Annotated in this window: 11 protein-coding genes; 9 read left to right on the top strand and 2 right to left on the bottom strand. The window is 67.9% G+C overall.

The window, feature by feature from the left end:
• The first annotated feature begins 30 nt into the window (after window positions 1-30).
• From EV652_RS44190 to EV652_RS31020, 6 genes are all read left to right on the top strand, one after another.
• Complete coding sequence (locus EV652_RS44190) at window positions 31-843, top strand: universal stress protein (RefSeq protein WP_158441290.1); 813 nt, start codon at window positions 31-33, stop codon at window positions 841-843.
• A 107-nt stretch (window positions 844-950) separates the two neighbouring features.
• Window positions 951-1,736, top strand: coding sequence for a phosphatase PAP2 family protein (locus tag EV652_RS31040; protein WP_132212836.1), 786 nt, complete (start codon window positions 951-953; stop codon window positions 1,734-1,736).
• A 164-nt stretch (window positions 1,737-1,900) separates the two neighbouring features.
• Window positions 1,901-2,806, top strand: coding sequence for a lysylphosphatidylglycerol synthase domain-containing protein (locus EV652_RS31035; protein WP_132212835.1), 906 nt, complete (start codon window positions 1,901-1,903; stop codon window positions 2,804-2,806).
• A complete protein-coding gene (locus EV652_RS31030) occupies window positions 2,803-3,438 on the top strand; it encodes a PI-PLC domain-containing protein (RefSeq protein ID WP_132212834.1) in 636 nt (211 codons plus the stop codon). Before EV652_RS31035 ends, EV652_RS31030 begins: the two co-directional genes overlap by 4 nt.
• Before the next feature lie 234 nt (window positions 3,439-3,672).
• Complete coding sequence (locus tag EV652_RS31025; RefSeq protein WP_132212833.1) at window positions 3,673-6,057, top strand: phosphoketolase family protein; 2,385 nt, start codon at window positions 3,673-3,675, stop codon at window positions 6,055-6,057.
• A complete protein-coding gene (locus tag EV652_RS31020; protein ID WP_132212832.1) occupies window positions 6,054-6,920 on the top strand; it encodes a universal stress protein in 867 nt (288 codons plus the stop codon). Before EV652_RS31025 ends, EV652_RS31020 begins: the two co-directional genes overlap by 4 nt.
• Window positions 6,921-6,986: 66 nt before the next feature.
• Here EV652_RS31020 and EV652_RS31015 read toward each other — a convergent pair whose 3' ends face one another.
• Window positions 6,987-8,204, bottom strand: coding sequence for a serine hydrolase domain-containing protein (locus EV652_RS31015; RefSeq protein ID WP_242002119.1), 1,218 nt, complete (start codon window positions 8,202-8,204; stop codon window positions 6,987-6,989).
• A gap of 227 nt (window positions 8,205-8,431) precedes the next feature.
• Here EV652_RS31015 and EV652_RS31010 point away from each other — a divergent pair, with 227 nt between their 5' ends.
• Window positions 8,432-8,971 (top strand): DUF1707 SHOCT-like domain-containing protein, encoded by a 540-nt coding sequence (locus EV652_RS31010; RefSeq protein ID WP_242002118.1) that lies wholly within the window; start codon window positions 8,432-8,434, stop codon window positions 8,969-8,971.
• A 104-nt stretch (window positions 8,972-9,075) separates the two neighbouring features.
• Here the strand turns inward: EV652_RS31010 and EV652_RS31005 are convergent, their stop codons facing one another.
• On the bottom strand, window positions 9,076-9,636 hold the full coding sequence (locus EV652_RS31005; protein ID WP_132212829.1) for a DJ-1/PfpI family protein: 561 nt from the start codon (window positions 9,634-9,636) through the stop codon (window positions 9,076-9,078).
• A gap of 287 nt (window positions 9,637-9,923) precedes the next feature.
• On the opposite strand from EV652_RS31005, the gene EV652_RS31000 reads away from it, so the two are divergent.
• Complete coding sequence (locus EV652_RS31000) at window positions 9,924-10,880, top strand: NAD(P)-dependent alcohol dehydrogenase (RefSeq protein ID WP_132212828.1); 957 nt, start codon at window positions 9,924-9,926, stop codon at window positions 10,878-10,880.
• Between the two features lie 115 nt (window positions 10,881-10,995).
• Window positions 10,996-11,787 (top strand): alpha/beta fold hydrolase, encoded by a 792-nt coding sequence (locus tag EV652_RS30995; protein WP_132212827.1) that lies wholly within the window; start codon window positions 10,996-10,998, stop codon window positions 11,785-11,787.
• Window positions 11,788-11,951: the final 164 nt, after the last annotated feature.

Below are 11,951 nucleotides of genomic sequence, written 5' to 3'. Positions count from 1 at the left end.
GAAGGTGTGGGCTACGGGGAGGAGACGGCAATGAGACCCAGACCAGTAGTGGCCGGTGTCGACGGCTCGCCGGCCGCCGAGGCCGCGGTCCGATGGGCGACGGCTGAAGCTGCATCCCGCGGAGCCGAACTGCACCTGATCCAGGCAGTCACACCGCTGCGCCCCGGGCAGACCGAGAAGACGTCCGAGCACCGCGCGGCCGCTGACCAGATCGTCGGCGCCGCCGTCGCGCTCGCCCGCGAACTCGATCCCGACGTGGCTGTCGACGGCCGGCTCGAGGACGGTTCTCCGTCGGCCGCTCTGATCAAGGCGTCGGCGGACGCGGACCTGGTGGTGATCGGCAGCCGCGGCCTCGGTGTGATGCTGGGCGCGCTGATCGGCTCGACCGGACTGGAGCTGGCGGCCAACGCCCGGTGCCCGATCGTCGTGGTGCGCCCCGATCTCGGTGGCGAGTCCGGCAGTCGTGTGGTGATCGGGTACGACGGTTCGTCCGCAAGCCAGGTTGCGCTCGAGTTCGGCCTGGACTACGCCGACCGGCACGATCTCAACGTCCGGGTGGTCGCTGCCCAGCCACCGCACACCGACCTCCACCGGATCACACCTGAGGAGCTACAGGCCGCGGTGCACGACCGCGACCACGGCCAGGGCGCCGAACTCGTCCAGATCACCGGTCATCCCGCCGAGCACCTGCTCCGCTTGTCCGCCGACGCACGCCTGATCGTGCTCGGGGCGCGCGGGCGGGGCGGCTTCAGCGGCATGTTGCTCGGATCGGTCAGCCAGACCGTCCTCCACCACGCCGACTGCCCGGTGGCCGTCATCCCCGCAGCCACGATCGGAGGCTGATCCACGATGACGCGGCCGGCACCGGGCACAACGCCTCCGGGCGAGTGACCCGAAGGTCCCTGTGCCCGCTGGTGGTGATCGGGCACCCTGGTCGGTAGGGGTGAGCTATGTCAGCGAGGTTGGTCGGAGCACACCGTCGGCGGGTCGCGTGGGAGGTCGCGCTCATCCTCACCGCGATCTGCCTCTATTTCGGCGTCCGCGGTCTGATCGGGACAAGGATCGACCTCGCGTACCGCAACGCCGAGCGGGTGGTCGACCTCGAGCGCTCCGCCGGCGTCTTCGCCGAGCCCGAGCTGCAGGATGCCGTCACCGGCCACGGCTGGCTCCTCGAAGCGGTCAGCTACGTGTACATCTACGGTCACTGGCCGGTACTCGCCGCCACCCTGCTGTGGCTCCTGCTGCGGCACCGCGACGAGTACTCGCGGTTCCGCAACGCGATGCTGATCTCCGGCGCGGTCGGACTGGTCATCTTCGCGGTGTTCCCGGTGGCGCCGCCACGGTTCCTGACCGGGTACGGCTTCGTCGACACGGTCACCGAGCAGACCTCGGCGTACCGGGTGCTGCAACCGCCCCAGTTCGTCAACCAGTACGCCGCCGTACCCAGCCTGCACTTCGGCTGGAACCTGCTGATGGGAATCGCCTGGGCGAGCTTGGCCGGCCACTGGCTGGGCCGGCTCTTCGGCTGGCTGATGCCGCCGGTGATGCTCGCCTCGATCGTGCTCACCGCGAACCACTACCTCTTCGACGCCTTGGCCGGCGGCACCATCGCCCTGCTCGCCTTGCTGGCCGCAACCCGCCTGGCCGATCGGTATGCCCGGCGTCAGCTGGCCCGAAGTCCTCAGCCCGTGCCCTCGGCGCGCCCGGCACCAACCAGGCGAATTGGTACAACCTGACGAGGCAGCACCACATCCACCTCGCTCTGGCTGTGGTCTGCCCACGCGTCCACGTCAGGATGCGGGAGTTGGTAACCGTAGCTATTGTCTGACGCGTCAGGTACCCGGCTGGCTGGAGCGACCCCCTCACTCTCCGCAGTCCCGGGCGCCGGAAGGAGCCCTCCGTGCAACTGGGTCATGTGCGCATCGCACAGATCTGGCGGATCGTCCACGCGATTGTCACCCACCGCGTCACCCGCATCACCGCGTTGCTGGCCGCCATCGGCCTCTCACTGTGGAACGTGGACCGCGTTCCACACACGGCTGTCCTGCCTGCCCTCGTGGGTCTGCTGCCGTTCGCGATCGGAAAGTACGTGCTGTGCCCACTGCGCTGGCACGCGCTGTCCGGCAGCGGCCGCACACGGCGCTGGCATCTGCGGGCGTACGCGGAGAGTGAGATCCTCGGCATCATCTCCCCGTGGCACGCCGGCGCGGACCTGTGGCGGATCCATCGGCTGGAGCGCATCGGCGCACGACGGACGGCTGCGGTCTCGGAGGTCGCGCTCGACCGTTTCGTCGGCGCGGTCGGACTGATTGCCGCGGTCGCGGTCTGCGGGGTGACGATGCCTCCGGTCGTGCTCGCGGTCGCCCTCGGCGCGGCGGCCGTCGTGCTCGTGGCAGCCCTGGTGGTGAACCGACGGCGGCCCAGCCTGGCTCGTCGCTGGCCGTGGCCGTCACCGAAGGTGTTCCTGCTCGGTGTGATGCTGTCGGTCGGTTACCAGATCACGATCCTCGGACTGCTGATCGGAGCGATCCACGCTGTCGGCGATTCAGTGTCGGCGATGCAGCTCGTCGCCGTGTTCGGAGCCAGTCAGCTCGCCGGCGTCCTTCCCGGCGTGCACGGCGCGAGCCCGCGTGAAGGCGCTCTCGTCGCGGGTCTGGCGTCGATCGGTGTCTCGTGGACCGCCGCATTCGGCGCGGTTGCGCTGACGGCGTTGCTCTACTGGATCCCGGCACTCCTGCTGGGCGGCGGCTGCATGCTCCTGCGCTGGCGCGGCTGGTTCACCGAGCCACATCCCGGTACGACGTGAGCCCTCGGCTCGTCGTCGCGCATCGTGCCGGAAACGACCTGGCCACGTTGCGCGCAGCGTTGGACACGGGCGCGGACCTGGTCGAGGCCGACATCCACGCCTTCCGAGGGCGCCTGGAGGTGCGGCATCTCAAGTCGCTCGGACCGTGGTGGCTCTGGGATCACGGCGAGTTCGTCCGCCGGCGCGACACGCCACTGCTCGAGCTGGCCGACCTGCTCGCGGCACTGGACGGTGACTCCCGCCTGCTACTCGACCTGAAAGGCGTGCATCCACGATTGGCGAAGAGGCTCGCTGCGGCGCTGCCGGACGCCCCAATCACCTTATGCACACAACATTGGTGGATGCTCGACACCTTCCGCGAGCATCCACAGGTACGCCTCGTGCTGTCAGCCGGCAGCCGGCGCGGCTTGCATCGGTTGCGGAGACGTCTCCGCAACCGGCCGTCGTACGGCGTCTGCGTGCACCGCCGGTTGCTCACCCCAGAGCTGGTCACCGAGCTCCGCAGAGGAGCCGACGCCGTCTTCACCTGGCCCGTGGACACCAAGGAAGCGCTCCACCACGCACGCCACCTCGACGTCGACGGTGTCATCGGAAAGGACCTTGCGCTACTCGCATCGACCCGCCGATCCTGATCGCCTCAAGCCACCGCAGCCTTCCGGCGGGTGGCCTCGCCGGGCTCGTTCGCCCGAGAGCGACGAGAACCAGTCCGATCCACATCCGTACAGGTGTCATGACACACCCCTTCCACTCAACTCCACGCTCTCGCCGGTTACCTACTGGCCCTGGTTCAACGGACCTTCGGCCCTGGTTGCTTCGGCGTCGCGGGCCGCAGTGTTGAAGCACACGTGACGACCCGAGGAGCGCAGATGCGGCAGGTCAGCGACAAGCCACTGACGGACGACGAGGTACAGGCGCTGGATGCCTACTGGCGGGCCGCCAACTATTTGTCGGTCGGCCAGATCTATCTGCTGCGCAACGCCCTACTGACCGAACCGCTGCAGGCCGAGCACGTCAAGCCGAGGCTGCTGGGCCACTGGGGCACCACGCCTGGGCTGAACATGCTGTACGTGCACCTCAACCGCGCGATCAAGCAGCGGGACCTGAACATGATGTACGTGATCGGACCCGGCCATGGCGGCCCAGCGATCGCCGCGAACACGTGGCTGGAAGGCAGCTACAGCGACACCTACCCGGACGTACCGCGAGACGAGCACGGCATGAACCATCTGTTCCGCCAGTTCTCGTTCCCCGGTGGCATCCCGAGCCACGTGGCTCCTGAACTGCCCGGCTCGATCCACGAGGGCGGTGAACTCGGCTACTCGCTCAGCCACGCGTACGGCGCCGTACTGGACAACCCGGATCTGGTGGTCGCCTGTGTCGTCGGCGACGGCGAGGCCGAGACCGGCCCGCTCGCGGCGTCGTGGCACTCCAACAAATTCATCGATCCACGGACCGACGGCGCGGTCCTGCCGATCCTGCACCTGAATGGCTACAAGATCGCCAACCCGACGATCCTGGCGCGGATCGGCGACGACGAGCTCACTAGTCTCCTGGAGGGCTACGGCTACCGGCCCTATCTGGTGGACGGCGACGATCCCCAACTCGTCCACCAGAGCCTCGCCGCCACCATCGACCACGTCCTCGACGAGATCGCCGACATCCAGTCCGAGGCAAAGGCCGATCCGTCCGCGCCGCGTCGTTCATGGCCGATGATCGTCCTTCGTACGCCGAAGGGGTGGACCGGGCCGCGAGAGGTCGACGGCGTCCTGATCGAGGGGACCTGGCGAGCCCATCAGGTCCCGCTGTCCGGCGTACGAACGTCACCGGAGCACCTCGCGCTGTTGGAGGAATGGCTGCGCAGCTACCGACCGGAGGAGCTGTTCGACGAGACCGGGCGGCCGGTTCGGCAACTGCTGGACCAGGTTCCGGACGGCCACCGGCGGATGGGGTCCAATCCGCATGCGAACGGCGGGATTCTGTCCCGCGGGCTGGAGCTCCCCGACCTTTCGGAGTACGCCGTCGATGTACCGCATCCCGGCAGCGTCAAGCACGAGCCGACGAGGGTGCTCGGAACCTTCCTGCGCGACGTGATGCAGGCCAACGAGCATGAGCGGAACTTCCGGGTCTTCGGACCTGACGAAACCGCCTCCAACCGGCTGGACGCGCTGTACGACGTGACGAACAAGGCGTGGAACGCGGAGGTTTTGCCGACCGACGAACACCTCGCGGTGGACGGCCGAGTGATGGAGATCTTGAGCGAGCACACCTGCCAGGGCTGGCTCGAGGGATACCTGCTGACCGGTCGGCACGGATGGTTCTCGTGTTACGAAGCCTTCGTGCACCTGGTCGACTCGATGGTCAACCAGCACGCCAAGTGGCTGAAGGTCACCCGTCAACTGCCCTGGCGTCGGCCGATCTCCTCCCTGAACTACCTGCTCACATCGCACGTTTGGCGGCAGGACCACAACGGCTTCTCGCATCAGGACCCAGGCTTCATCGACCACGTGGTCAACAAGAAGGCGGAGGTGATCCGGGTGTATCTCCCGCCGGACACCAACACCTTGCTCTCCACCGCGGCGCACTGCCTGGCCAGCCACGACTACATCAACGTGATCGTGGCCGGAAAGAGCCCGCAGGAGGACTGGCTGGATCTCGAGGCGGCCGAGTTGCACTGCGCCCGCGGACTCGGGGTCTGGGACTGGGCGAGCAACGACGGGGGCGATCCCGACGTGGTGATGGCCTGCGCTGGCGACGTACCGACGCTGGAGACACTTGCCGCGGTCAGTCTGCTGCGGGAGCACGTGCCCGGGTTGAAGATCCGAGTGGTCAACGTGGTCGACCTGATGCGGCTGCAGCCGGCTTCGGAGCACCCGCACGGCCTGCCCGACGCCGAGTTCGACGCCATCTTCACCACCGACAAGCCGATCATCTTCGCCTACCACGGCTATCCGTGGCTGATCCACCGGCTGACCTACCGGCGACACAACCACGACAACCTGCACGTCCGCGGTTACAAGGAGGAGGGCACGACGACCACACCCTTCGACATGGTCGTCCGCAACGATCTCGACCGGTTCCACCTCGCGATCGATGTGATCGATCGAGTTCCTGGCCTGGGCCAGCGCGCGGTGCAGGCCCGGCAGTGGCTCGTCGACCAGCGAACCCGCCACCACGCCTACATCCTCGAGCACGGCGACGACCTGCCGGAGGTCCGTGACTGGCACTGGCCGCTGCAGGAGACCTCGTCATGACCAACTCAGGAACCCCGATCATCGTCGTCGGGTACGACGGTTCGCCGGCCAGCGAGACGGCCGCCCACTGGGCAGCCACAGAAGCCGGCCGCCGGCACGCGAAGGTCCGCCTCGTCCACGTGCTCGCGATCCCGGTGTCCGGGTCGATGGGCATATCCGAGCAAACCGAATCGCTGCGCCTACAGGCCGAACGGTTGCTCGACCAGACGTGTGCGCAGATCCGTGCAGACCATCCCGGCCTGGACATCGAAGTGGTGCTGGAGTTCGGCGGCGTCGCGCCAGCTTTGTTGCAGGAGGCAACCGATGCACTGCTGACGGTGGTCGGTTCGCGTGGGCTGGGTGAGTTCCGTGATCTGGCTGCCGGCTCGGTTTCCGCCCATGTGGCGACCCAGGCGCCTTGCCCGGTCGTTGTCATCCCGCCCCGCTGGAAGTCCGAGAGAGCGGACGGAATCGTCGTCGGGGTCGACGGCTCCCCCACGTCGTCGGCAGCGATCGACTTCGCCTTCGCGCAGGCGCAGGCCCGGAACACCACACTCACCGCCGTACTGGCCTGGCACGATCCAGTTCGCACCGGTCCAGGCGACATGCTCCCACTCGTCTACGACCTCGATTCACTGGAACAAGAGGCCGCCGCTGTCCTTGCGGAGTCGATCGCGGGTCACTCCGAGACGTACCCGGACGTGCTCGTCAAGCAGGAACTGGTCCGCGGACACGCCGACGAAGTACTCGTCGATGCCGGCCGGACGGCCGAGCTTCTGGCCGTCGGATCGCGCGGGCGAGGCGCGTTCCGCGGACTACTGCTCGGCTCGACGAGCCGGTCGCTGGTGCACAACGCGCCCTGTCCGGTAGCGGTCGTGCGCTGACGGTCCGAAGAGCGCCCCCTGCAGTGAACGTGGGAGGTGCGTTGCGCACCTCCCACGGTCGCTCCCTCAGCCGAGGCAGGCCCTGACCGCGTCGGCCAGGCTCGACGCCCGCGGTTCGCCGACCCGGAACGACCAGAGGTTCATCACGTAGCCGAAGCCGACACCGGCGTCGGGGTCCGCGAAGCCGATCGATCCACCGGAGCCCGGGTGGCCGAACGACTTCGGCCCGAGCATCGGCTGGGGCGGGCAGGACCGCCAGAACCCGAGCGACATGTAGAAGGAGCGGTCAGCCGGGAGGTCCAGACCCGGCGGCAGCCCGTGCATCCGCGTCTTGTCGGTCTGGACCTCGATCGCCCGCTCGACCGTGGCCGGATCCAGCAGCCGGACGCCGTCGACGTCGCTCACCGTGGCGGCGTACATCCGGGCCACCGAACGCGCGTCGGCGACCATGTTCGCGGCCGGCACCTCGGCCGCGCGCCAGGCACGCTTGGTGAAGTAGTCCGAGGTCGGGTCGAAGGCGCCGCCGAGCACGCCGGCGCTCGCCTGGACAGAGCCCTCGCCCCACACCGAGGTCATCCACGCGTTGACCGTGTCCGCGTCCAGCCCGGTGGTCTCGAGGATCCCTTCGGTCATCTCCTCCAGGGTGAACGGAGCGGCGTACTCGATCCGGGCCACCTTCTCCTCCTGCTCCTCGGGCAACCCGATCCAGGCCTGCAGACCGAGCGGACCTGCCACCTCGTCGGCGAAGAACGTGCCGAGCGACTTCCCCGAGATCCGGCGCACGACCTCACCGACCAAGTAGCCGAAGGTCATGGCGTGGTAGACGTGCTCCGTGCCCGGCTGCCACAACGGCTTCTGCGCCTCAAGCGCCCGGATCACCGGGTCCCAGGCGTACGCCTCCTCGAGCGTCAACGGTCCATCGATGACCGGCAGACCGACCTGGTGCGACAGCAGCCAGCGCACCGGGATCTGGTCCTTGCCTCCTGCACCGAACTCCGGCCAGTACTTGGCCACCGGGGCGTCCAGGTCCAGCTCACCGCGCTGCGCCAGCATGTGCGCGCAGATCGCGGTGGCACCCTTCGTCGTGGAGGCGACCTGGGCGATGGTGTCCTTGTTCCACGGCCGCTTGGCCTCGCTGTCCGCGAAGCCGCCCCACAGGTCGACGACCGGGCGACCCCCGACGTAGACGCAACACGACGCGCCCGCCTCGCCGGGGTTTCCCTCGAAGTTCGCGCGGAACGCATCCGCGACCTTGCCCCAGCCGTCCTCAACGTGTCCGTGCACGGCTGCACCGCTCGTTGTATTCGTCCCTGCTGTAACGCCATTTCGAGAGTTGTTCATGGGGACGACGATCGCCAACCGTCCTGACGCCGAGCAGCCACCGCCCTGACACCACCCCTGACACGGCACGCCGGTGCCGCCCCGGGCGCTCGCTGAACGGTTGTCGGGCAACAGCACGCGGTGCGATCTCCCCCGCAGGCAGGCGCCTCGGTCCTGCTAGCGTGGCTGCTGTGTCGAATGACCTGCCCGACCTGCGGGCATCACACGAGGATCGCGACCGCGTCGTGGATGCGCTGCGGGTCGCCGGCGGTGACGGCAGACTCACTGCCGAGGAACTCGACCTGCGCCTGGAGAGCGCGCTTTCAGCCCGGACGCTCGGCGAGTTGGCCGAACTCACCGCCGACCTGCCGAACGCGCTCGCAGCCAAAACCAAAGACGTACTCGTGGTTGAGCAACACGGCGGCAAGTACGTACGGGAAGGGCGCTGGTCGGTACCTGCGCGCATCGAGCTTCGCACGCAGTTGTGCCGAGTCACGTTCGACTTCACCGACGCCGTGATCACCTCGGACGTCCTCCGGATCGAGACGGACATGGTGCACGGCAAGCTGTTCTTCGTCAGCTCGCCGGGCATCGTGATCGACACCGACGGACTCCACCTCACCTACTCCAAGGTCAAGCTCCGCTCCAAGAACTCCCCTGCCGATCCCCGTCTCCGCATCGAACTCGTCGGAACCCTCCTGCACGCAAAGCTCATCGAGCGCCGCTCGTAACCTGCCCCCGCGACCCCATGCAGCTCAATGCTGGTGATCTCGCTGCGCACGACCTCGGCCGCGAGCAGTAGTCCGGCGCGGCAGCGTTGCAGCGAGGCGCGGAGCTAGGCCGGTGCCTGCTCCTTGAGGATTGTCATGAAGGCGCGCATCCAGGCTGGGTGGTCCGGCCAGGCCCGCCCGGACACCACGTTCCCGTCGACGACCGCCTCGCCGTCGACCCACTCCGCTCCCCCGGCCCGGATGTCAGGCGCCAGGGCCGGGTAGGCCGAGGTCTTGCGCCCGTTCAGGACACCGGCCGCCGCAGCGATGAGCGGGCCGTGACAGAGCTGGGCCACGGGTTTCGCTTCGCCGTAGAAGTGCTGAACGATGCGTTGGCAGTCGGCATCGTTGCGGATGTACTCCGGCGCCCGCCCACCAGGAATCACCAGGGCCACGTAATCGGACGGATCCACGTCGGCGAACGCGACGTCGGCCTGCCAGGTGTGCCCTGGCTTCTCGGTGTACGTGTCGAACCCGTCCACGAAGTCGTGCACCACGAATTGCAGCTTCTTCACCGTCGGGGCGGCCACGTGTACGTCGTACCCTTCCTCGAGCAGCCGCTGATAGGGGTAGAACACCTCCAGATCCTCCGCGGCGTCACCAGTGACAATCAGCACCTTCGCCATCACGCCATCTCCTTCGCCGTCTCCACGTCCATCGCCAGCCTCCTCCGCCGCCCAGCAAGGGTCAAGGGTGACCACGTCGCACTACTTCACGCCACCTCACACCCCCACAGCCCGCCATTTCAGCCATGACGACTTCGGGAACCTCCAGCCGCTGCGAAACTTCCTCCTTCGCAACCGCCGCCTCGATAGTGCGCGGTGTAGTTCCGGTTCCGCTGTGCAGCTCTCTGGTGGTCGACCGTTCCGAGTTGCTACGTTGCGGTCGTGACCATGTTGGCCGCGAGGCAGGTGTGAAGGCGGTCGTCTACGACCGGTACGGCGGCCCCGACCTGCTGCGGGTCGAGAACGTCCCGATGCCCTCCCCCGCCGCGGGTCAGGTGCGAGTCAGGATCGTCGCGACCTCGGTCAACCTCAGCGACTGGGAGTGCCTGCGCGGATCGCCCGCATACGCGCGGACCGGTGGCCTGCGTTCCCCGTCGCGCCGCACGCTCGGATCGGATATCGCCGGCCTGGTCGACGAGGTGGGCGAGGGAGTGACCAGATTCCGACCGGGCGACGAGGTGTACGGCGACAACCTCTTGCTGAAGGGTGGATTCGCGGAATACGCGATCGCTCCGGAATCCACGCTCGCTCACAAGCCGGCTCAGCTCAGCTTCGCGGAGGCGTCGACCATCCCGCAGGCGGGAGCGATCGCGGTCCAGGGCACGAAGTGGGCCGCGGCGGAGCGCCGAATCCTGATCAATGGTGCCGGCGGAGGGTCGGGGTGCTTCGCGATCCAGCTCGCCAAACGGCTTGGCGCTCATGTCACCGGTGTCGACAACAGCGCCAAACTCGACTTCATGCAGACGGTCGGCGCAAACGACGTGATCGACTACCGCCGAGACGACTTCACCAAGACCTCCCGTCCGTACGACCTGATCCTGGACCTGGTCGCACACCGGTCGGTGTTCGCCTACCGGCGTGCGTTGGCGCCCGGTGGGAGGTACCGGTGTGTGGGTGGGTCGGTGCCGACACTGCTGCGCGTGCTCACAGCCGGTTGGATGGTCGGCCGCTTCACCGGACGCACCATCGGGATCCTGGCCGTCAAGGAGGGGCCGACTCACTTCGAGCCGCTTGCCGGCCTCTGCGCGACCGGGGATGTCAGAATCCACATCGACCGCACCTTCAACCTCGACGAGGTACCCGCCGCGCTCGCCCACGTCGGCGAGGGCCGGGCCCTCGGCAAGGTAGTCGTCAGCCTCTCCTGACACTCGCAAGCCACAATCCCAAGACCTGCAGAAGACACCTCCTGATGCGCATGCCGGAGATGGCTCAGGCGATCACCAGGCGCTGGGTTTCGTGTCTGCGCTATTGTCCACAACCATGTTCGGCGTGCGAGGCAGGACGGCCCATCTGGCGTGGTACCGGACCGATGAGGCGGCGGCCGAGGTCGCCTTCTTGCACGGTTTCTCCGACTCTGCGCAGTGCTGGGAGCCACTGCTCCGCGCGACGTCTGGGATTCGGGCGCTCGCGATCGATGCGCGCGGGCACGGCGAGTCCGGGCTTCCAGAGGAATCTTTCGGCTATGCCGCACACCGCGACGATGCCGCCCTCGTCCTGTCGAGCCAGTCCCGTGACGGCGGAGTGGTCGTGGTCGGCCACTCGATGGGCGCGATGTCGGCCGCCTACCTGGCCGCGTCGAGGCCGGACCTGGTCCGTGCGGTTGTGCTGGAGGACCCGCCGACTGGACGGCCGCCTGCCGGCCAACAGGATGAATCGTGGTCCGAGCCGAGTTGGCTCGCGGACCTCCGAGCACTCGATCTGCCGTCACGGATCGCGCGGGGCCGATCCGAGGATCCCGACTGGCCCGATGACGAGCTCGAGCCCTGGGCCGAGTCGAAGGCGCAACTCAACCCGCGTCTGTTCGATCTGCCATTTCAGGAAGCGGCCCCGCTGACCGACTCGCTGGCCGCGGTAGCGTGCCCGGTACTGCTGATCCACGGGGACACTGAGCGCGGCTCGCTGATCTCCACCGAGTACGCGGAGCGCTGCGCCCGAGCGGCGGGCGGCGAGTTCCGGGCGGTACACATCGCCAATGCCGGCCATTCGGTCCGCCGCGACAACCGCCCGCAGTACCTCGCGGAACTCACCACATTCCTCGACCGGCACCGCTGACCGTCGGCACACCAGGCTCCTGCCGACGCACCGACGAGCCGCCGGCATCGATGCACAGCCGTTCGGCTCAACCCGATGGAGGTTCAGTCGGCCCCAGGTTGCGCATCCGGCCGCACACATCCGCCAAGGCTCCGGCTACGGCCGACGTCGTACGCCGAAGCCAG

This window comes from Kribbella steppae (assembly GCF_004342025.1).
Classification (GTDB): Bacteria; Actinomycetota; Actinomycetes; order Propionibacteriales; family Kribbellaceae; genus Kribbella; species Kribbella steppae.
The sequence above is the reverse complement of the archived record's forward strand: the minus strand, read 5'-3'. Positions and strand labels throughout refer to the sequence as shown.

What these genes read in the sequence shown, in the direction of transcription:
- EV652_RS31020 (WP_132212832.1), top strand. Translation starts at nt 6,054, where the DNA reads ATGACCAACTCAGGAACCCCGATCATCGTCGTCGGGTACGACGGTTCG.
- EV652_RS44190 (WP_158441290.1), top strand. Translation starts at nt 31, where the DNA reads ATGAGACCCAGACCAGTAGTGGCCGGTGTCGACGGCTCGCCGGCCGCC.
- EV652_RS31005 (WP_132212829.1), bottom strand. Translation starts at nt 9,636, where the DNA reads ATGGCGAAGGTGCTGATTGTCACTGGTGACGCCGCGGAGGATCTGGAG.
- EV652_RS31040 (WP_132212836.1), top strand. Translation starts at nt 951, where the DNA reads ATGTCAGCGAGGTTGGTCGGAGCACACCGTCGGCGGGTCGCGTGGGAG.
- EV652_RS31025 (WP_132212833.1), top strand. Translation starts at nt 3,673, where the DNA reads ATGCGGCAGGTCAGCGACAAGCCACTGACGGACGACGAGGTACAGGCG.
- EV652_RS30995 (WP_132212827.1), top strand. Translation starts at nt 10,996, where the DNA reads ATGTTCGGCGTGCGAGGCAGGACGGCCCATCTGGCGTGGTACCGGACC.